Source organism: Salinibacter grassmerensis (genome assembly GCF_947077765.1).
GTDB classification, from domain to species: Bacteria; Bacteroidota; Rhodothermia; order Rhodothermales; family Salinibacteraceae; genus Salinibacter; species Salinibacter grassmerensis.
The window spans coordinates 732,374-752,293 of the sequence record NZ_CAMTTF010000001.1 but is presented as its reverse complement, the minus strand read 5'-3'; the positions used below and the strand labels follow the sequence as shown (position 1 = coordinate 752,293).

Below are 19,920 nucleotides of genomic sequence, written 5' to 3'. Positions count from 1 at the left end.
GGGCCCCTCAGTCCCGCTCCGCGACGAGGGGAAGCCGGATCCAGAACGTCGTCCCCTCGCCCTCCGTCGTCTCGTAGCCGATTCGCCCCCCAAGCTCGTCGATGCTCTTCTGGGCGATGGCCAGCCCGAGACCCGTGCCGCCCGTCTTCGTCGAGAAGTTGGGTTCGAACACCTTGTCCTGCACCTCCGGCGGCATCCCGGTGCCGTTGTCGATCACCTCGCTGTAGACCGACGGCCCGTCGCCCTCGTGATGCTCGCTCCGCGCGGTTACCCGAACTCGCCCCTCCCGGTCATCGGGGAGGGCCTGCAGGGCGTTTTTGAGGAGGTTGATGTAGACGCGACGCAATTCTTCGCGGTCGGCCTCCACCACCAGCGGCTCGCCTGGCAGGTCGAGGGCCAGGGCCTCGGCGTTGGCCGCCCCCTCCTCCATGAGCGACGCGGCCTCCCGAATGACCTCGATCAGGTCGATCGGCTCGGGGACGCGGGTGGGCAGCCGGGCAAAGGTCGAGAACTCGTCGGCGATGCGCACGAGCGACTCGACCTGCGCCACGAGCGTGCTCGTGATGCGGTCGAACACCTCCGCGAACTCGTCCGCGCCCGTAGCGTCATCGGTGCGCTTGAAGGCCCGGCGCAGGTGCTGGATGGACAGCTTCATGGGCGTGAGTGGGTTTTTGATCTCGTGGGCGACCTGGCGGGCCATCTCGCGCCACGCCAGCTCCCGCTCCTGGCGGGCCAGCTTGCGCCGGCTCTCGGCGAGCTGGTCGCGCATCTCGTTGAACGTCTGCACGAGGTCGCCAATCTCGTCTCGCGTGCCAACGGAGAGGGAACGCGTGAACCGGCCCTCCCCCACGGCCTCCAGGCCCTGTCGGAGCTGGGCGATGGGCCGGGCCAGGGCGTTGGCCAGGACCACGCCCGTGAGCATAACCACCACGACGAGCAGCAGTAGCGCGCCGAAGAGGTAGGCAAGGGTGCGGGACTTTTCTTCCTGCAGCTGCTCCTGCTGCGCGAGCGTGGGAACGCCAACGACCACTCGGGGACGTCCCGCCTCGTCGACCAGCGCCCGGTACCCGACCCGGTACCGAAACTGCCCGATGGACGCCTCCGCGGTGACAAACCGGTAGGCCTCGTCGTACAGCTCGTGGTACACGCCCCCCGGCAGGCGCTCGTCCACCAGCCCGTCGCGGCGGAGGCGGGGCTGACTCGTGCGCGTGAGCTGCCCTTCGTCGTAGAGGTGCAAGTCGAGCCCCACCCGGGCGGCAAGGGTGTCCACGTCCATCCGCTCCGCCGCCCGCCACAGGGGCTCGTCGGGGCGGGCCTCCAGGGCCAGCGTCTCTTCGACGCGGGTGAGCTGGTCGTACATGCGCCGCTCGATGGCCCGCTCGTTCTCGCCCGTCACCACGCGCACTCCCACCACGCCCACGGCCACCATCGAGACGATCCCGACGACCAGGAAGGCGTTGAGAACCTTGTCGCGGAAGCGCACGCGCGAGGCCGGCAGGCGCCCCCGTCGGTGCCGCACGTAGAGGCCCAGCAGGTAGACAACGAGCCCGACACAGAGGCCGGCGACGGTGAGCCGGAGCAGGTAGTAGAGGTGGTCGAACGCCAGGATGGCCGGGATGCGCACCGCCACGGTCGAGGGGGTCGTCTCGCCCGTGGGCACGAAACGGCGGTAGTGGGTCAGGTACTCGCGCCCCCGCACCGTCTCGTTCCGCCACACGCCCGATTGCCCACGGAGAGCATCACGCTCAGTGGGCTGCAGGCGCGCCCGGCCGAAGGCCTCGCCCGCGCTCCGCACGAGGCGCCCCTCCCGGAACTCCGCGAGCGACAGATCGGCGTACAGGTCCCCAAATGAGCCGTCCGGCAGTAGGACCCGAGACAGGCCGAACCCCGTCCCGGGCAGCACGGACTGCGGCTCGATCCGGACCAGCACCCAGCCCTCCACGAACTCGCCCTCCGCCGGCATCCCCAACAGCCCGGCGTACTGCACGCGACGCGTCTCGGCGGTCTGGACGCCCCCCCTCGACGACAGCTGCTGGACCACGGGCCCCGGGCGCTGCCCGTAGCGCGACGAGAGGCCCTCGAACGCCTGTCGGGCCGCAGCCTCCGTCCGCTCCCCCGCCGCCACGGGCCCGTCGGCCGTGTACTGGCGGCGCACCGTCCCGTCCCACTCCAGCACACTGAGGCGCACCTCGTACGTCGCGAGGGACGACAGCAGCGACTCCCGCACGACCCGGGTCGCGGCCGAGTCGGTCCGGGCCGCGGTCGCGAGGTCCTCGGCCTGGATGGACGGGCCCAGTGCCTCTGACGCCGACCGGAGCACCCGGCGCACCGAATAGAGGACGCGGGGGTCCTGGCCTTGTTCAAACGAGCGCGCGGCGTCGACCATGTGCTCCTGCCGCTTCGCGTCCATCCCGGCATGCAGCAGCGGATAGAGCAGCAACGTGACCGCAAAGAGCCCCCCAAGCAGGCCCCGAAGCGTGAGGGCCTCATCCCCATCCTCCTGCCCGATGAGGCCGTACGTCGCCATCGCGGCGACGCCCCCGAGCAGGGCCAGCACGTACGGCAGCGACACGAAGGCCTGCACGTCCGTCCCGAGGTACAGCGCGGCCAGTGCCCCGCCGTATAGCCCCGTGCCGAGCACGAGCCCGATGCCCCGCGGCCAGCTGCGGGGGCGGTGGTGCAGGAGGCGGCGCAGGGCCACCCACGTGCCCCCGACCCCCACGAGGATGCCGGCCGCCACCAGAAGAAAAAGGCCGCACAGCACCCCCAGCACGAGCGGCTCTGGAAGCAGCCCGGTGCGGGCGAAGAAGTCAAGGGTGCTGTCGAAGACCGCCCGGCGCACGATAAAGGCGAGGGCTACGACCGCTCCGAGGCTTCCCGCCACGAGCCCCAGCAGGGTTCCAAGGTAGCGAGCGGCGTGCGGCCGCTCCGGCATGTATCGGCGAAAGGCCGCCGGAAGCCCACTCAACGCCTCTGCCTGCGGGCGGTAGTGCCGTGCCAGGTACACTCCCCCAGCGGCGAGCGCCCCTGCCCACACGCCCGAGAGGAGCAAGTCTCCGATGGACCGAAAAAGTCCACCCCCGAGGGTGGAGGCAAAGTACGTCGGGTCGAAGAGGGGATCGAGGCCCGAGCCGGGCTCCGCCCATCGGGCCGGCACGTCAAGCCCCAGCATCGCGTAGCGTGCCCCGACCGCGAGGAGCGCGACGAGACCAAGTCGTCCCGCCGCCGCCCGCCGGGCCCGCCAGTGGCGGCGAAGCCCCGGTCGCCGGGCGAGCCGGAGGTACCAGTGCCCACCCAGAATGAGAACCCATCCAATGAGCCCAACGGCCCCGGCCGCAAGGAGATCTGTGTAGAACGCGGACGTTCGGTCCACCAGCCGGTCGGGAGAGGGCGGCTCCACGGACGCGTACCCCAAGACGGCGCCGTCCCGGCCCCGAAGCACCCGATGAGGCGTCGCGGGCGGGGCCCCGGTCCAGCGCACCCGCACCAGCTCGCCGGTCGCGCGGCTCCACTGGGCCTCCAGGCTCGTCCCCTGCACGTATCGGTTCTGCACGGGCGGCTGGTACCGAACGACGCGCGCAACCCGTACGCCCCCCAGCTGCGTTCCCCCACGCGTCACCGGTGCCCAGGCCGCCAGGGCCCATCGGCCGCTTTCGTCGCGGACGACGGTCGTGCGGGGCCGGGCGACCTGCCCTTTCTCCACCCGTGCGCTGTCGATGGGCACCTGCGGCCCCGCCCAGGCAAGGGCAGCGCCGTCCGGGGCGTATACCTCAATTGCCGTGCGAGCCTCAGGCGGGCGGGCGGCCACGTAGTGGGCAAGCCCCGATGGGCGTGTGCCCTGCTCTCGCCAGCTCCGTAGGTCCATTCGGATGCTCGAGTCGGCGGCGAGCCCCTCCGCACGGTCGTGCAGGCGCCCGCGAAGCCTCGCGAACCGCTCCTCGATCGTCGTGAGGGCCGCCTCCATCGCCGCCTCCTGGCGGGCCGTCGCGTCGGCCTCAATCTTCTGCACCGCGTACATGCGGAGGCCGGCCGTCACCAGGATCCCTGCGCACAGCCCAAGGCCCACGCCCCAGGCCCACGGGCGACGTCGGAGCATGCGAAGCAGGCGATCCATCACGCGCACCGGAGACACGAATCCACAGACGAGCGAGCACGGGCACAGTCGGCGTAGGGGCCCACGACAGGCCTTCCCTCAAGGGGTAGCGTTTGCCCCCCATCACTCAGCATGTTCGATCCGAACCTCGTGCAGGTTCCACAGGTCTTCGCCCTGTGGCTGGTCGAGCCGAACATAGACGTGATGCCGGCGGGCCATGCGGGCCTCCTCGTACTCCCCCCGAACGAAGAAGCTCGTCCCGGCTGCCATCACGTCCCCCATCGCAAAGCGGCCGGAGGGATGGCGCCGAAAGAACTCCCGCAGCACGTACACGGCCTGCGAGTCGCTATAGAACGTGCGGTTGCCGAAGAGACTGATCTCGACCCGATCGGCCGACGGCGTGAGGAGCCGACGGGCATCCCCCTCCGCGAACGCGGTTGCCACCCGCCGTGCCACCGCGGGCGTGTCTTCGGTCGTCGAGTCCGGGACCGACGCAATCGAGTCTGCCGCCTGTCCCTGAACGACGGATGGGGCCCCTCCAATTCCAACTACCAGGAGCACCATCAACGATTTTGGGACGGACATGGGCGCAGGAAGCCAACCGGCAAGGAATGAGTGACAGTGCGGTGGATTTAGGCACAAGTGTGCACCCGCAAAAAACGAACCGATGCCACCCTGCAGGCTGATGGCCCGATCCCCCGCCGCCAACTGTCCGCCGCCCCACACAGGGACGTCCACCGGACCGATCAGTCCAGAAGACACCGGCGGCCTACACGAGGCGATGCGGCACGCTCTCGGCCCCCTCTAGAAACGCCGTGATGGAGTCCACGCACATCTGGGCCATCTGCATGCGGGTGTCGGTGGTGGCACTGCCCAAGTGGGGCGCCAGGACCGCCCGGTCCTGCTCCACCAATCCCGGGTGCACGTCCGGCTCGTCCTCGAACACATCGACCCCCGCCCCGGCAATCTCGCCATCCGCGAGCGCATCGACCAGCGCCTCCTCGTCGACGACGGGGCCGCGGGCGGTGTTCACCAGCAGGGCCGACGCCTTCATTTTCGCGAAGGCCGCCGCGTCGAGAAGGTGATGGCTCTCGTCGTTGTGCGGGCAGTGCAGCGAAACGACGTCGCTCGTCTCCAGCAGCTCGCCCAGCTCTACGTACCGGGCGTTTACCTGGCGCTCCACGGTCGGGTTGGCCCGCGTTCGGTTGTGGTAGACCACCTCCATGCCGAAGCCGAGGGCGCGCCGCGCCACCGCCGTTCCGATCCGCCCCATGCCGACGATGCCGATGGTCTTGCCGGACAGCTCCGTGCCCATCAAGAGGGTCGTCTCCCAGCGCTCGAAGCGGCCGTCGCGCACGTACCGGTCGGCCGCCGGCACGTGCCGGGCAGCGGCCAGCAGCAGGGCCCACGCCTGGTCTGCGGTCGCGTCGGTCAGCACGCCGGGCGTGTGGGTAACGGCCACGTCGTGGGCCGCCGCCGCCTCCAGGTCGATGTTGTCGACCCCGACGGCGTACTGCGACACCATCTGCAGCCCCGGGCGGGCCTCGAACAGCGCCTCCGTGATCGGGTCGGCGAGCACGGACAGCAGCACATCGGCCCCGTCGGTCAGGGCGACGAGGTCGTCAATGGAGCGCGTGCTGCCGTCGGGCGGGTCGCAAACCGTGAGGGTGTGCTCGCCTCGCACCCCGGAGAGCCCCCCGTCGATGAGAGGACGCGTCGAAACGATATGGGCCATCAGTGGACGTGCTGTTGGGAAACGTCGTCGAGGGGATGTGTCGTCGATTTGGGCTACCGCCCACGAAGCTACAAACCGGCGGGCATTTCGTCCAACGCGGAGCATTGGAGGCTGGCGTCCGGTGCGGGTGCGAACGGCGTGCCGCTTCCCGGTCGATGGAGCCTCCCCGACTCAACGTCAGAGGTCCACCTTCGTCACGCCCGCTCCGCCCTCCTCGATGGGGGCCTTGCGGTAGTCCGCCACATCGGGCCGGTCGGCAAGCATCTCGTGGAGGGCGGAACGGAGGGCCCCGGTGCCCTTCCCGTGGAGGATCTCAACCGTGTCGAGGTTGGCCGCCACGGCGTCGTCGAGGAAGTGCTGCACCTGCCGCCGGGCCTCGTCCACCCGCTGGCCCCGCACGTCGATCGAAGGGCTCGCCTCCAGCGCCGCCATGTCGGTGCTCCCGCCCGTGTCTTCGTCCTCGGGCTCCGGCCCGCCGACGCGGGTCAGGCGGCCGAGCGGCACGTGCATGTGCATCGAGCCCATCACGACGAGCGCCTCCCCGTCCTCGATTTCCTGCACCTCCACGGCGGTCGAGCCGTCGTCCACCACCACCTGATCGCCCTCGTTGATGGGGCCGACGGAGGCCTCGGAGGAGGTCCCGTTCGCCTCGGCGGGCGCCCGATCCGGCTCCGCCTCGGCCTCTTCGCGCCGCGTCTGGAGACTCTGCTTGTAGTCCTCAAGCTGTTGCCGGGCCTCCTGGGTGGTCTCCGAGTCGGCCTGGGCCTCCTTGATCTCGCGGATCGTGTTCTCGATGCGGGCATTGGCCTCCTCCACGATGCGCTCGGCCTCCTCCAGGGCCTGCTGGCGAAACTCGTCGCGCTCCTTTTCTAGCTTCTCCAGCTTCTCTTCGTACCGCTGCTGCTCCGCCTCGGCCTTCTCGCGGGCCTTGCGGGCGTCGTAGAGCTCATCCTCCAGCTCCTGCGTGCGCCGCTCGAAGGTGGTGATGAGGTTCTCCATCTCCGTCTTTTGGGTCCCGGCCAGGCCGCGGGCCCGGTCCAACAGGTCGCCCGACAGGCCCATACGCCGGGCAATCTCGAAGGCGTAGGACGACCCGGGCACGCCCTCCTGGTAGCGGTGGGTGGGGCGCAGGGTCTCCTGGTCAAACTCCATCGACCCGTTCTCCACGGCCTCCGCCTCGTGGGCGTACGTCTTGAGCGTCCCGTGGTGGGTGGTCGCGATCGTGCGGGCGCCCGCCTCCGTGAGCCGCTCGAGCACCGCCTGCGCCAGCGCCGCCCCCTCATCCGGGTCCGTGCCGGTGCCCGCCTCGTCGATCAGGACGAGCGCGTTGTCCCCGGCCGCGGAGAGCATGTGCCGGAGGTTGGAAACGTGCGAGCTGAAGGTCGACAGGTCGTCCTCGATCGACTGCTCGTCCCCGATGTCGGCCACGATCTGGTCGAAGAGCGGAAACGAGGAGTGGGGCGCCGCCGGGACGGGCAGCCCGTAGGCGAGCATCAGCGAGAAGAGGCCAACGGTCTTCATCGTCACCGTCTTGCCCCCCGCGTTGGGCCCGGTGATGACGAGCGTGCGGAAGTCGGCGCCAAGTTCTATGTCGAGCGGCACCACCTCCCGCGGCGGGAGGGCCTCCTCCTCCCCTGGAGCGCGCCCGTCGGTCTCGTCGTCAAGCCCTTCGAAGTGCAGCTGCAGGACCGGGTTCCGGCCCTCGTAGATCTCGACGTGGCCCTCGTCGTTGAGCTTGGGCACCACGGCGTCCAGGCGGTTGGCGAAGCGGGCCTTCGCCCGCAGCAGGTCGAACTGGGCCAGCACCTTCAGATTCTCCTCGATCGCGTCGCTCTCGGTCCGTACGTGACTGGTCACCTGGCGCAGGATGCGCTCAATCTCGTCCTGTTCGGCGCTCTGGAGCTCGCGCAGCTCGTTGTTGAGCTCCAGGCAGGCCGCCGGCTCGATGTAGACGGTCTGCCCGCTGGCGGAGCGGTCGTGCACGAAGCCCTCCACCTTTCCTTTCGCGCTGGCGCGGACCGGGATCACCATGCGCCCGCCGCGGAGCGTGGCCTGCTCGCCGGTAGCGTGGCCCTCCTGGACGGCATGGCGGAGGGCCTTGTCGAGCGTTCTGCGGAGCTCCTTCTCCTTCGAGCGAATCTGCTGGCGCAGGCGCCGCAGCTCCGGCGACGCGTCGTCTCGGATGGAGGCGTCCTCGTCGAGGATGGACGCGACGTGCTCCTCGAGGTCCGGGAGCGGGGTGGCCCGCGCCACGGCGTCGGCCAGCCGCGGGTAGTCCTCGCGCCGCGCCTCGAAGTGCTTCTTCAGCCGGCGGAGCGTGACGAGAGTCCGTCGGGTTGCCATCAGGTCCTCCGGGTCCACGTAAGCCTCCTCCGGGGCGGCCCGGCGGAGGGCATCCCGCAGGTCGTACATCGGGCTCAGCGGCACCGAGTCGCCGTACTGAAAAGCGCCCTGCAGCTCCTCCACCCGGCCGAGTTCGCCCCGCAGCCAGCCCATCGTCCGGGCCGGCTGCATGGACGCAAGGCGTTCCTTGCCCAACGGGCTCTGCACGCGGGCCGCCAGGCGGTCGCGCACGACGTCGAAGCCGAGCTTCTCATCCAGCGAGTCAGGGTACGTCTCCATGAGGGCGTGCGGCACGCGAGAGTGAGGGGGACATTCGGGAGCCCGTGAACCGGGGCGTGAAAACGACCTCTGCCCTTGAAGAGGGGCATTCGCCTTTCACACACTTCCGTTCACGGCGGGACCGGCCCGTTGCTTCGCCGACCCGACGGGCCATCCGGTATATGGTGTGGGGGCATAAACAATTGGCCGGCTCGCCTGCTCCAAAACCACGCGGCACAGGCGCCCTCAGCGCCGCCAAATGCCATAGTCCACCCAAAATCCACACGCTTGCGTCGCGCGCAGGCAGTGCTTTTAGACCCTGCACGGTCGTTCGTGGGGCTGGCGCCCCGCATGCGCCCCAGGCTGCGCAAACGCGGGTCTAGCTGCGCAGCTCCACGTTGATCTGGGAGTGGTCGCCCACGTTGATGCTCTGGACCTGCTGGTCGACTGCGGCGTGGCGCCCCACGACCGAGTCGGCAAGCACCGCGTTCTCGACCGCGCCACCGGCGAAGACAATGCTGTCCCGCACCACCGAGTCGGAGACGGTCGCCCCCTCTTCGATCGAGACGTGCGGGCCCACGACCGCGTTCTCGACGGTCGCGCCTGGGCCGATGTAGACCGGGTCGTGGATGACACTGTCCTCGACGGTGCCCTGGTGCCCGTCCTCCGACTCCCGCTCCAGGACGCGCCCGGTGGTCTCCAGCAGGGCCGGAATCGTGCCGCAGTCCATCCACGCGTCCACGCCCGCCGTGGTAAACACGTCGCCCTCCTGCAGGCGGTGGTCCAGCGCGTCGGTAAGCTGGTACTCGCCGTCGGCGCCCTTCATGTCGGTCTCGATGACGTGGTCGATGCCGGCCTTTAGGTCGGCCAGCTCGCGGAGGTAGTAGATCCCGATCAGGGCTTCGTTGGACACCGGGTCATCCGGCTTCTCAATGAGCTCGGTGACCTGCTCCCCATCGCGCACGGCGATGCCGAACCGGCGCGGGTCGTCCACCTCGCGGACGAACGCCACCACGTCGGCGTCGCCGAGGGTGACCTCGCCCGATAGGCCGAAGAGCGTGTCCGCAAACACCACGACGCCTTCGCCCTGAAGGTGCTCGCCCGCACAGCCGACGGCGTGGGCCGTGCCGAGGGCCTCCTCCTGCACGGGAAAGTGCGGCGTGATGCCCCGCTCGTCGCAGAGCGCCGTGAGCTGGTCGCGGATCTCGTTGCCGAAGTCGGGCCCCAGGACGAACACGCCGTCGTCGGGAGGCTCCGGGAGGACGCGGGAAAAGGTATCGACGATGCGCTCGACGATGCTCCGCCCTCGCACCTTGAGAAGCGGCTTGGGGGTGACGTGCGAATGCGGGCGGACGCGAGTGCCCCGGCCCGCCATGGGAACGATGAGCTTCATAGACAGAAATGATGCGTTGCGCAGAAGACGAGAGGAATATCCGTGGGCGCCCCGATGGATCACCCGTGTGTCGAGTGCTGCCTCGGCGCGGCGCCCACATAAACATATAGCCACATAACAATAACGAGATCGGGCGCCGAATGCCAGCGCGCCCGCCGCGGTCTGCGCCTGCGCCGCGCTTCTTTCTCGCCGGGGAGGAGATGTCCTCCATTCTGGACAGCGCTGCGCAGTGCCGCCTACGGCCCACTCCCGCCGCGCCCCGTCCCATTTCGCCGACGTCATCTTCACACTTTTGCTCGATCCAGTCGGCTGAAGCGGACTGGGCTTCCTTCATCCGGCAGGAGGGCCCCGAACGCAGGGGCATGTGGAACGGGGGGGCCGCATGATCACCCTGCTGGCTGGCCCGACTGCGCCTCCGGCACAGACGTTGTACCTCTTGAAAATTGAGACTGAAACAGCGGGCTGCATCCCACACACCCGCTCATCCCCCGTCGGCACCGGGCCGTCGGTTCTGGAAACAAAAGTCCGGGGCACTCCTATCTCACTTGGTGTTTGATATCGGCAGTTTTTTCATCCTTTCCCGCAACCAGTCCTTCACTCATGACCACCCCCTGGTTCCCTCGCGCTCTCGTCACTCGTTGGACGGTCGTCGCACTCGCTTGCCTGCTCGGGCTCCAGCTCGGCATCGGGAGCGTGCGCGCCCAGAGTGAGAACTCCCTGTCCGCCGAACAGCAGAAGAAGCTCAAGAAGGAGCTGCAGCAAACCTACAAGGAAGGCGCACAGGCCGGAAATTCGGAGAACTACGAGGTGGCCGCCACGCGGTTTGAGGAGTCCATTGAGCTGGCCCAGAAGCTAGGGGTCGACGACCTCGTCGGGAAGATTGAAAACAACCTCATCGAGAGCCTGAAGGGCGCGGGGAGCGCTGCGCTCAAGCAGGAAAACTACGCCGAGGCCCTGTCCCACTTCAAGGCGCTGCAGGAGTACACGGACGCCGACCCCACCGTCCAGTACAACCAAGGCCTCGCTCTCATCAACATGGAGGACAGCACGGAGGCCGGCCTGCAGTCGCTTCGCCAGGCGATCGAGGTCGGCAACGAGGTGGGCAACACCCGCGTGGCGGGCCTGGCCACCGAGCGCATCCGGGACGAGTTTCTCGCCCGGGCGTCGGAGGCCCTGCAGGGCGACAGCCCGTCGCAGGCTCAGATCAATGAGGCGCTCGGCGCCCTCGACGAGATGGAGGAGTATGTGGAGCCGAACGCCAACGCGATGTTCTACCGCGGCACGGCCCTCTACGAGAGTGGACAGTTCCAGTCGGCGATCCAGGCCGCGCGGCAGGGACTGGACCTGCACCAGGGCAGTCGCAGCGACGCCGCGAAGTTCCACTTCGTGATCGCCGAGTCCCAAATGGAAACCGGCAACAAGGCCTCCGCCTGCGAGACGTTCAACAACGCCGCCTACGGCGACTACGAGGCCCGCGCCAACCACTACCTGGAGAACGAGTGTGACGACGTGTAGCGCGCCGTCTTTACGCCATTCCGATTGCCTCCTAGAACGCCCGTGCCCGCTCCCGGCACGGGCGTTTCGTGTGGAGCGCGGGCCGTCGCGTTTCCAACGCTGACCAATCAGACGAGGCAGGAAGGGATATATGCCTCCTTCCCACGGCGTGAGACGGGCGGCACGCGCGTCCGTCAGCAACGTGGCGCCCCCTGCCACGGGAGAGAAGGCCCATCAACGGCGCCCTGAGCGGAGCGGGGACGTGCAGTTGTGTTTCGGCCTGCACTCAGAGCGGGGCGGGAGCATGCCTCCAGGTCCCCTCGAAGCGGGGAGAGGCTGGGGCTACACCGTCTCCTGTGCCCCCCAGTAGACGAGCACGACGAGGAGCACGGCGGGGACGAAGATGGCGGCTAAGGTGAGCCACTCAATGCCCGTTCCGACCGGCGCGTCGGCCTGGAAGGAGGCGGCGCGTTGAAGAAGGGCGACGGGAGGCATCATGGGGAGGGTTGTGCGTTTCGTGGGAGAGAACGGGCGGCAGGAAGCCCGGCGTCCATGCCAGCGCGAGTAGCCCGTGGGGCCTCGCGCTCGCTGGGGCCCTATTCTTTGGGCCAGGCCGTGTCCCCCGGCAACTCCGCGTCGGGGGGCTGCAGGACGAGCTCGTCTGGCAGGTCGTTGACCTGATCGTCCGGGTTGACCACCGACACGAGCGGCAGCGCCAGGGCGGTGAAGAACTTGCCCATGGCGGCGAGGAGAAACTCCTGCTGAAGCTCTACCATGTCCTCCTCCAGGCGCCCGTCGTCTCGGGCATGCCCCTGAATATCGAGGTACAGGACCCGTGGCCAGTCTGGAAACTCCGCCTGGGCTTCTTTGAGCAGCGCAAACACGTCCTGCGCCGCCGCCTCGAAGTCGTCCTCCGGCCCTACGACGTGGTAGAGCGAGACCGTGTTGTCGAAGTTCATGTGCAGGCCGGGCGCATCCGGCTTGTTGTACTCCGGCACGAAGTCCGGGCGGTCCGAGGACGTGCTCATGCGGGGCAGAAACCAATTTGCGAGAACAGGCTCGTCTTGTAATGCCCGTTCGCCCCGAGAGATTCAGCCCTTACGCCCGGGCCCGTCGCCGGACGCCCTGGGCCTACGCCTGCGCTCCACACGTGGAGACGGCACCGGTCGCCTCTGTCGCGGCCTCCTCGGCAGGCGTCTCTGCGGCCTCGTCGGCCCGCTGGTGCCGCTGGCGCTCCACGGAGTGGGCCAGGATCTCTTCGAAGAGGGTTTCGGCGAGGTCGGGGGGCAGGCCCGCCTCGCCTGCCACCGACCGGACGTGGGCCAGCAACTCGGCCTCGCGCTCCGGATCGCGCACGGTGCGGCCGGCATCGGCCTTCATTTCGCAGAGGGCATCGACAACGGCCTGCCGCTCGGCGAGCAGCTCGACGACCCGCTCGTTGATCTCATCAATGCGGGTGCGCGCCTCCTGGACAGTCGTTGGGCTGGTAGACGTGGGCATGGGTGGGTCGCTGGAGGGTTGAGAATGCGTCGGGGACCCACCGGACGCGGCGCCATCGACCCACACACGAGAAAACCCCGCCGGGGCCGAGGGCGATCGGCCGGCGGGGTGCAACAACAACGTGGTACGCGCGCTCTACGAACCGCTGGCCGTTAGGGGGTAAAAATAGGTATACACATAGCCCAGATAGAAGCGGGCAAAAGCGCAGAAGCCCTCGGGCGCGCCGACGTGGGTGTCGGCCGCGGAAAAATCAGCGGATGTGAGAGTGCGTCTGTTCATGACTATTGCACGGTACGGTACACGGGCAGGGATGTCAATGTCCGCCCAACTCTACCCAAAACCTTAACATTTCTCCTCTCCGTTTCAGCCAATATTGTTTCTCTAGACCGGTAGAGAACACAAATCCTGAGCACCGACCGGTCCTCAAAAGCGATTCGGAATGTCCAGTATTACCTCGGACGTGTCTCGTTCCTCATCGGCAAAGAAGCGGATGCTTCTCTCTTCGGTGACGATCCAGACCTCCTTGGCCCCCGCCTCGCGATAGAGCGCACGCTTCTCGTCCATCTCGTCCAGGTCGTTCGACTCGGACATGACTTCGATGCACACCTCCGGAGCCAGAGTCGGAGGATCCCCCGTCTCTTCCATCTCGTCCCTCCGCGCGGCCGTGCACCAGACGACATCGGCGACCTTTGTCCCCTTCGCCGTCACGACGGGGAACTCCGGCCGAACGCGTCACCCATCCGCATGCTCGTGCAGAAGAGCGATGAGGTCGCCCTGCGTGTCGGAATGCGAAGCGGAGCGTGGACTCAAAATCAGCTGTCCTCTACGGTTGGTTTCGACCTTATAGGAAAGCTCACGGAGAACGGGATCCGAGCGAATTTCCGCCCACCGCTCTTGCCGATCCTGTTCTGCGGTCGTGGATGCAGACATGGCTGTACAATTGGGATCTGTATGTATGCATATACCGGAACGCTCAGCTCCGCAACAGGATCCGTTCCCTTCCTCTGTTGTCCACTCCACCCGGCCGTTCATTCCTCCAGCCTAGGGGCCCAACGGATCGTACAGACCCCGCCACGTAAGGCCGACCCGCACGCCCACACTCTCCTGTCGAAAGTCACCGGTATCCACGGCCACTCCTAAGTCGTAGGAAAGCTGCTCCATTCCGGGCACCCGCCCGAACGCCTCCACCAGGAACGACCACTGGCCGGTCCGCGAGAAGCGGTCGTCGAGCAGGCGCGTGCAGTCGGAATCCGAGCACAGGCTCTTCGAGCCGCTGTTCTCGCTGTAGGTGCCCGTCAGTCGGTAGGAGAGGCCCGGCCGCACCGTACCCTCCACGGCGACGTGGTGGGCCACGACGAGGCTGTTGGCGATGCCGGGGCGATCGTTGGGGACGCCCGGCGTATTGGCGGGAGGCGTCACGAGCGGAAGGCCCAGCGTCCGGCCCCGGTAGGTCCAGCCTGACCGGTAGAGGCCCTGGCTGAAGTTTCGGTCGGCCCCCGGCCGCTGCCCCTCCGCGTACTTGGCGTTCTGGCGGATGAACCGAAAGTGCTCGTACAGGACCGCTTCTAGAAGGGCTGACCCGTCCGTCCGCCGCAGACTCGCGCCCCAGAGCCCGTCCCACACGTTCCGGAACCAGAGGCCGGGCTTGTCCTCGAAGAAGAACTGGCGGTAGACCCGCCCTTCTACAGGCCCGGCCGTTACGTCGACGCTGAAGTCGTAGTTGCCAATGTGATCGGGACCGACCTCACCGGAGCCCCGCAGCGCGAAGAAGACGCGGCCAAACTGCCGGAGCCCGTCCCGGAAGGCGCCCGCTTCCTCTCCGGCCACCGCCTCCGTAGGCGTCCCGCCCCAGAGCGCATGGTGGATCAGTCCCGCGTGGAGCGTCACCGGCCACTCGGGCGGCAGGAGACGCAGGTACCCGTACTTCTCGTGCAGGAACGCATTGCGCACCACCCGGCCGCTCCCCATCCAGCCGTGGCCTAAGTAGCCCTTCACACCCAGAAACCCATCCGTGCCGGGGACCGGCACGTAGCCGGGCGTCGACACGCTCACACGGGGCAGGGGCGTCGCGTTTTCGCTGCGCGTGATGCCGCCGAGCGAGCGGGCCGTGTCGACGCGTCCGACGGTGCGCTTCTTCCACCCGGCCGTTATCTGAATGGAACCGTACCGGAGCTGCCCGTAAAGCTCCTGCACGTGGAGCGTGCTGTTGGAAGAGGCCCGTCCTAATAGATCTATTCCGACGGCGTATTCTAGTCTCCCGTCCGGGCTCGGAAAGGGACGCCGGGCCGCGAGGCGTGCCCCGAGGGAGCCCCCGGTTCGATCGTACCGTCCGAATTGATTTGCGTCCAGCCAGAAGGGCAACGCCTCCGTGCTCGCCCCCGCCCCGAAAACCGACACCTCCGACTGAATCGGGCCCCCGCTCTGCCCCTGCGCGGGCCGGGCGGACGCCCCCATCAGCAAGGCGCAGAGGCCCGCCCAGACGATCAGCCCGGCCGGGAGGGTCCCTGTGCACCAAGTTGTGCATCCAGGGTGGGCACGTTGGGAAGAAGCAGTCATGGGGGCGGACGGAGTGTTCGCAGTCGGCACGGTGAGGCGACGCGTAGAACGCCCGTGTCCATCGGCGTGGACGCTCCTTGTTCCGACTCGTCGCCCGAAGCACTCACCGTAGGCAGTGCCCCTCGATCGTCCCCAATCCATCAGGACACGGTCCCATGGACGATTGCCCCCTAGGAACAGGGGCATCGTGGGCGTGCAATGGCATCATTCGACGTGCCCTGTTCGAAAAGAGTGCAGTCCATGCACCTATCTGCCATCGCACCGACGTTCTGGGGGACCCTCGCAGTGGGATCTGTACTACGCTCCAGTGCTGCCACGTGAGCCTTCGGTCCTCATCCCGACTGAGCATCTACGCAACCCTCTGGACGCTCAAGTTTCCGCATCAGGGCCGCGTACGCCTGGACTGCGACTGGGTCCGCGTACGAGCCCAAAGGGTTCCCTCGCACATTGGCTCTCCCGCGCCTGACCTCGGCTACGAAGACAGTGATCCTTACGGCGCGTTTCTCCTGCCCCCGCCCGAAACCAACAAGCACGGGGAGCACGAATTCATGCGTGCGGTCGTGTTCGTAACGGAACAGACGAGCAAGGGGACCAAGCGAATTCCCCAAGAGTGTGTCGATCCACTGCTGGTGCTGACGGGAAAGGCGCATGCCCGCCTCACGTTCGTAGAGCTTCATCGGCACCTCTGCGACGCTCTTCGAGACTATGTGCCTCAGAGACATTCGAGAGACTGAGTCCCAACAGAGTTGATCGGACCTACGTCCCGGCCCTTGACAACAATGGCTTCCGTCTCCAGATCGACGGACTGGACAAACGGCCGATCCGCCAACGCATCCAGCAGCGAAGGGAGGAAGGTCGCTACGTCCATTCCGCTTGCACCTCTTGGTAGTGGGCCTTAAGCGTTTCGGCCTCCTCCCACTCCCAGAGGTCCTGTTCCGCCAGTCGGCGCTTGAAGGCAGAAAACTCCATGCCCCACTTTTCTTCCTTACGCCTAATCGAACGCTCAAGACTGTCGATCTTCAGAGACAAGTACTCCGAAAAGACCGTTTCGAAGGCCGCGTCGAGATCTTGAGAACTCGTCGCCTTCAGCAGGTGGGCTCCTCGGGGGAAGACTGGGCATGGTCAGGCGGCGATCTCGTGACGACCTTGGTGTAAAAGCAACGTGCGACACTGTTTTGCCCCACGTCGCACAACAGTCGATACATCGCCAGATTCTGCCCCCGGACTCCCCTACAGAAACTGAATCTGTTGGCGCAGGTCCTCCCCCTCCCTCGCGGACGTCCGACCGGCGCTCCATTCTCACTCCAAGCCCCGGGCGTGGGTCAGCTCCCGCGACTGAACCGGGCGCACCTCCTCCCGGTCGACGGTCAGCACGGCAACGGGGTCTCCCGTGAGGGTGACGAACTCAACCTCAAAGGCCTCCCCCTCAGAATACACGTGGACAACCGTTCCGACGTCCCCCGGCTCCAGTCCCGCATCGGATTCTTTCGTCGTAAGAACCACTCGATTGTGTTCTTCGATCATCTGCCTACCGGTCCGTTGAAGAAAGAGGATACGCCGTTACCAATCGAGGCCCCGGCTCTGATTGATTCTGTTCAACAATCCAAACCGTCCGCACCTCCAGGCGGTTTCCCGTCGGAGTTTCGATTGCCCCCTCGACCACATAGCGCGTTCCATGGGATGACTCTCGAACTGTCGTCACTTCCGAACGCCGGGCCTGGTTTCGCAGCGCATTTGCGAGCCGACGCCACTGGGACCGTCGAAATCCACACTGCTTGAAAAATCGCGCTTTGCTCTGCCCGTCGGGATGTTCCTGATTGAGGAGGTACCCCAAAATCTTGGTGCGTTCAACCCGAGCCTGATCCGGGTTCGGAATGTGCATGGGAGACCCTCCCTATTTGGCTGATACAATCAGATTCGTCCTTCTATATCTACCGGCTGCTCGATCCTGAACGCAGAGCGCTTAACCTCTCATACCTATACTCTCACCGCTCGTGCACCCTCCCCTCTCACTCAACTCACACGTCCAGCACCGGCCAGTCCGCATAGCAGGCGTTCACCCAGTCAGCGAATTTTTGGAGCCCTTCGTCGATTGGCGTCTCCGGTGCCCAGTCTAGCAGAGCCTTCGCCTTCAAGATGTCCGTGGACGTGCGCCTCACGTCGCCCGGCTGGGCCAGCAGCCGCTCAATCTCCGGCGTGACGTCCATCGCCTTTGCAGTATCAGTAATTAGGCCCTTGAGCCATGTGATCTACACTCCGGCAAATTTCACGCTCGGGGGCGTCGAGCCCTTTGGCGCGGCACAGGCTGCTCGCGATGCCGTCGACGATGTTGGCCACGTAGGTGTAGTCGCGGCGGGAAGTGCCGTCGCCGCACATCGTGATGGGCTAGGGCGCACTCTAAAAGCACCTCCTCGTTTCACTCAGGGTACAGCCAGGGGCCGTAGACGAGGAAAAAGGCCAGGCCGTGAACGATGATGTCGTAGAGGAGGTAGAACACACGCGTCAATAGCCCACCGGGTCTTTTCATCGCGGCGTACAAGGAGATGTGTTCGCGCACCGCCCCTCTCTTCGACAGGCCTCCCCCCAGCAGTCGTCGGAATCAGGACCGGTTCCCATTCCGCACATCGGCCTGGCATGAGGGGTAAGAACCAGGCGAGAGACGGCGGGAATGCCGACCGGCTAGGTTGTCCGGGAAATAAAGGACCTATCTGTTCACATCCTCCAGCATGGCCTTCACCGTTCGCTTGAGCCGCGGCAGGTCCTTCTCGATCACGTTCCACACCTCATCAAGGTCAACGCCCATGTAGTTATGGATGAGCACATCCCGAAATCCCGCCACTCTGCGCCATTCCACATCAGCATACCGGTCTCGAAGATCGGGAGAGAGCTGTTTCACTGTCTCCCCGATCACTTCGAAGGTGCGCATGGCCGCATCCTGAAGAATTGGCGATGCGTCAAAGGCCTCTCGCCCCTCCTGGGCGCACGTTTCAAGACGTCTAATACCAAGTGCTGAGGATCACAATGCAGATTTGTTAATTCAGGAGGTTTGGAAAGTGCTTTGCAAAAAACGCCTCCTGCCATGTACAACCTTCCAGAGATCTCCGAGTCCGCCGAGCGGCTCGAACGCCTTGTTCGCAAGGAGCGAGACGCCCAGATCCAGCGCCGCTTCCACATGTTGTTGCTGTTGAAGACCGGAGAGGCCTTTGGGCCCTAAGCGGAGCGGCCCGCCGGTTGGGCGCCTGTCGCAACACGATTGCCGATTGGATCGGGCTCTACGAGGAAGGTGGCCTGGAGAAGCTTCGCGAGATTGGAGAACCAGGCCCGGAGCCTGGCCAGCAGTCGATTCCCCCTACTGTAATGGAGGATCTTAAGGAACGCCTCTCTAAGCCGGAGGGCCCAAAGCAGCTACAAAGAGATCCAGCAGTGGCTTGCTGAGGAGCAGGACGTAGACCTCTGCTATTCGACGGTGCATGGCATCGTGCGGTATGATCTCGGGGCCAAGCCGAAGTCGCCCCGGCCGAGCCATCCCAAAAAAAACGAGCAGGAGCAAATAGACTTTCAGGAAGGCCTTCCCGGCCGCCTTGACAGCGTCAAGACGGAGGCGAGTCGGCCTGTTCGATTGTTCTGCCAGGACGAGTGTCGGTTCGGACTGATGCCGGTAAAAAGGCACCGGATTACTCTCCCTGGCGTGAAGCCGATTCAGGAGGCAAAGCCCGGCTACGAGTACTTCTACCTCTACGGAGCAGTCGAGCCGGAGACGGGACAGCGTTTTCCCGCAGAACACGACCGACTCAACAGCGACTGCTTTCAGGTATTCCTCGACCGGTTTGCAGAAGCGTTTCCTCGCAGCCACGGGCGCCAGTCGTCCTGGACAATGGCGCATTCCATAAGGCGAAGAAGCTCTCGGTTCCAAGGAACGTCCGGCTGATTTTTCTCCCGCCGTACAGCCCAGAGCTAAACCCGGTCGAGCGGCTCTGGCAAGACCTGAAGGATCAAGTGGCGTTTGACCTCTACGAGAGCCTGGCCGCCCTTCGACAGGAGGTTCGGAGCGCGGTTGCCACCTACACCGAGAAAGCGGTTGCCTCCCTCACTGGGTACGGATATTTGGTTGACGCCGCAGGTGCATTATCATCCTAGGCAATTGGTATAATGCGCTCTTGAATGTGCTCAAGGTACAGTGCGTCCGACTTATCGGCACTCATTGAAGGGAGACGGCCTCTCGAAGCACCCGATCGCGAAGCCCCGGGTGCAACGACGCTTCCGTGACGACATCAACGTCTCGTCCCAGTAGATCTTCGAGGTCTTGTTTCAGGGCGACGTGATCTAGTAAACTTCGGCCGGACTCCATTTTGACCAAGAGGTCAAGATCACTGTCCGGATGATCTTCACCGCGGGCGGCCGACCCAAAGAGCCGCACATTGTACGCCCCGTGCTCGCGAGCAAGCTGCAGGATTTCGGTCCGGTGTTCGCGAGTGACTCTCGCCATGAACACGTTCCACCTGGTTCGTGCGGTTCTGCACTGTCCCCGCCAGGCAAGTCACCGTCGGC

22 protein-coding genes are annotated in these 19,920 nt (G+C 66.1%); 5 read left to right on the top strand and 17 right to left on the bottom strand.

The window, feature by feature from the left end:
* Nucleotides 1–7 precede the first annotated feature (7 nt).
* The 5 genes from OJB03_RS02830 to OJB03_RS02810 all read right to left on the bottom strand — a co-directional run bounded on the left by OJB03_RS02830 (nucleotide 8) and on the right by OJB03_RS02810 (nucleotide 9,822).
* Nucleotides 8–4,096, bottom strand: a complete 4,089-nt coding sequence (locus tag OJB03_RS02830) for an ATP-binding protein (protein WP_263785053.1) — start codon at nucleotides 4,094–4,096, stop codon at nucleotides 8–10.
* A gap of 120 nt (nucleotides 4,097–4,216) precedes the next feature.
* A complete protein-coding gene (locus tag OJB03_RS02825) occupies nucleotides 4,217–4,678 on the bottom strand; it encodes a DUF4783 domain-containing protein (protein ID WP_263785051.1) in 462 nt (153 codons plus the stop codon).
* A 184-nt stretch (nucleotides 4,679–4,862) separates the two neighbouring features.
* Nucleotides 4,863–5,828: a 2-hydroxyacid dehydrogenase gene (locus tag OJB03_RS02820; protein WP_263785050.1), complete on the bottom strand. Its 966-nt coding sequence runs from the start codon at nucleotides 5,826–5,828 to the stop codon at nucleotides 4,863–4,865.
* 177 nt (nucleotides 5,829–6,005) lie between these two features.
* Complete coding sequence (locus tag OJB03_RS02815) at nucleotides 6,006–8,450, bottom strand: endonuclease MutS2 (RefSeq protein ID WP_263785048.1); 2,445 nt, start codon at nucleotides 8,448–8,450, stop codon at nucleotides 6,006–6,008.
* Nucleotides 8,451–8,808: 358 nt separating this feature from the next.
* Nucleotides 8,809–9,822 carry a sugar phosphate nucleotidyltransferase gene (locus OJB03_RS02810; RefSeq protein ID WP_263785046.1) on the bottom strand — a complete coding sequence of 338 codons (1,014 nt, stop codon included), beginning with the start codon at nucleotides 9,820–9,822 and terminating at the stop codon, nucleotides 8,809–8,811.
* A 600-nt stretch (nucleotides 9,823–10,422) separates the two neighbouring features.
* On the opposite strand from OJB03_RS02810, the gene OJB03_RS02805 reads away from it, so the two are divergent.
* Complete coding sequence (locus OJB03_RS02805; protein ID WP_263785044.1) at nucleotides 10,423–11,337, top strand: tetratricopeptide repeat protein; 915 nt, start codon at nucleotides 10,423–10,425, stop codon at nucleotides 11,335–11,337.
* A 321-nt stretch (nucleotides 11,338–11,658) separates the two neighbouring features.
* On the opposite strand, the gene OJB03_RS02800 is transcribed toward OJB03_RS02805, so the two are convergent.
* The 11 genes from OJB03_RS02800 to OJB03_RS02755 form a co-directional block, all read right to left on the bottom strand.
* Nucleotides 11,659–11,814: a hypothetical protein gene (locus tag OJB03_RS02800; protein WP_263785042.1), complete on the bottom strand. Its 156-nt coding sequence runs from the start codon at nucleotides 11,812–11,814 to the stop codon at nucleotides 11,659–11,661.
* Between the two features lie 98 nt (nucleotides 11,815–11,912).
* The gene (locus OJB03_RS02795) at nucleotides 11,913–12,344 is read right to left on the bottom strand and encodes a hypothetical protein (RefSeq protein WP_263785040.1); all 432 of its coding nucleotides are present in this window, start codon (nucleotides 12,342–12,344) and stop codon (nucleotides 11,913–11,915) included.
* Between the two features lie 103 nt (nucleotides 12,345–12,447).
* Complete coding sequence (locus OJB03_RS02790) at nucleotides 12,448–12,816, bottom strand: chorismate mutase (RefSeq protein WP_263785038.1); 369 nt, start codon at nucleotides 12,814–12,816, stop codon at nucleotides 12,448–12,450.
* A 135-nt stretch (nucleotides 12,817–12,951) separates the two neighbouring features.
* A complete protein-coding gene (locus OJB03_RS02785) occupies nucleotides 12,952–13,095 on the bottom strand; it encodes a hypothetical protein (protein ID WP_263785036.1) in 144 nt (47 codons plus the stop codon).
* A gap of 144 nt (nucleotides 13,096–13,239) precedes the next feature.
* The gene (locus tag OJB03_RS02780; protein WP_263785034.1) at nucleotides 13,240–13,524 is read right to left on the bottom strand and encodes a Uma2 family endonuclease; all 285 of its coding nucleotides are present in this window, start codon (nucleotides 13,522–13,524) and stop codon (nucleotides 13,240–13,242) included.
* A 24-nt stretch (nucleotides 13,525–13,548) separates the two neighbouring features.
* Nucleotides 13,549–13,746 (bottom strand): hypothetical protein, encoded by a 198-nt coding sequence (locus OJB03_RS02775; RefSeq protein ID WP_263785032.1) that lies wholly within the window; start codon nucleotides 13,744–13,746, stop codon nucleotides 13,549–13,551.
* A 111-nt stretch (nucleotides 13,747–13,857) separates the two neighbouring features.
* Nucleotides 13,858–15,372 carry a capsule assembly Wzi family protein gene (locus OJB03_RS02770; RefSeq protein WP_263785030.1) on the bottom strand — a complete coding sequence of 505 codons (1,515 nt, stop codon included), beginning with the start codon at nucleotides 15,370–15,372 and terminating at the stop codon, nucleotides 13,858–13,860.
* A 1,299-nt stretch (nucleotides 15,373–16,671) separates the two neighbouring features.
* Nucleotides 16,672–16,896, bottom strand: a complete 225-nt coding sequence (locus tag OJB03_RS02765) for a DUF4926 domain-containing protein (protein ID WP_263785028.1) — start codon at nucleotides 16,894–16,896, stop codon at nucleotides 16,672–16,674.
* A gap of 4 nt (nucleotides 16,897–16,900) precedes the next feature.
* Nucleotides 16,901–17,254: a DUF6883 domain-containing protein gene (locus OJB03_RS15735; protein ID WP_423816352.1), complete on the bottom strand. Its 354-nt coding sequence runs from the start codon at nucleotides 17,252–17,254 to the stop codon at nucleotides 16,901–16,903.
* Between the two features lie 136 nt (nucleotides 17,255–17,390).
* A complete protein-coding gene (locus tag OJB03_RS02760; RefSeq protein WP_263785026.1) occupies nucleotides 17,391–17,579 on the bottom strand; it encodes a hypothetical protein in 189 nt (62 codons plus the stop codon).
* A gap of 497 nt (nucleotides 17,580–18,076) precedes the next feature.
* Nucleotides 18,077–18,373: a HepT-like ribonuclease domain-containing protein gene (locus OJB03_RS02755; protein WP_263785530.1), complete on the bottom strand. Its 297-nt coding sequence runs from the start codon at nucleotides 18,371–18,373 to the stop codon at nucleotides 18,077–18,079.
* A 78-nt stretch (nucleotides 18,374–18,451) separates the two neighbouring features.
* Here OJB03_RS02755 and OJB03_RS02750 point away from each other — a divergent pair, with 78 nt between their 5' ends.
* Genes OJB03_RS02750 through OJB03_RS15720 form a run of 4 tightly spaced genes read left to right on the top strand, consistent with a single transcriptional unit; the run spans nucleotide 18,452 to nucleotide 19,509 of the window.
* Nucleotides 18,452–18,586, top strand: a complete 135-nt coding sequence (locus OJB03_RS02750) for a hypothetical protein (RefSeq protein ID WP_263785024.1) — start codon at nucleotides 18,452–18,454, stop codon at nucleotides 18,584–18,586.
* Between the two features lie 17 nt (nucleotides 18,587–18,603).
* Nucleotides 18,604–18,807: a hypothetical protein gene (locus OJB03_RS15730; RefSeq protein WP_423816351.1), complete on the top strand. Its 204-nt coding sequence runs from the start codon at nucleotides 18,604–18,606 to the stop codon at nucleotides 18,805–18,807.
* Nucleotides 18,737–19,300 carry a winged helix-turn-helix domain-containing protein gene (locus OJB03_RS15725; RefSeq protein WP_423816356.1) on the top strand — a complete coding sequence of 188 codons (564 nt, stop codon included), beginning with the start codon at nucleotides 18,737–18,739 and terminating at the stop codon, nucleotides 19,298–19,300. The genes OJB03_RS15730 and OJB03_RS15725 overlap by 71 nt, the downstream gene beginning before the upstream one ends.
* On the top strand, nucleotides 19,186–19,509 hold the full coding sequence (locus OJB03_RS15720) for a transposase (protein WP_423816355.1): 324 nt from the start codon (nucleotides 19,186–19,188) through the stop codon (nucleotides 19,507–19,509). Before OJB03_RS15725 ends, OJB03_RS15720 begins: the two co-directional genes overlap by 115 nt.
* A 61-nt stretch (nucleotides 19,510–19,570) precedes the next feature.
* On the opposite strand, the gene OJB03_RS02745 is transcribed toward OJB03_RS15720, so the two are convergent.
* Entirely contained in the window at nucleotides 19,571–19,858 is a 288-nt protein-coding gene (locus OJB03_RS02745; RefSeq protein ID WP_263785022.1) for a nucleotidyltransferase family protein, read from the bottom strand.
* Between the last annotated feature and the right edge of the window lie 62 nt (nucleotides 19,859–19,920).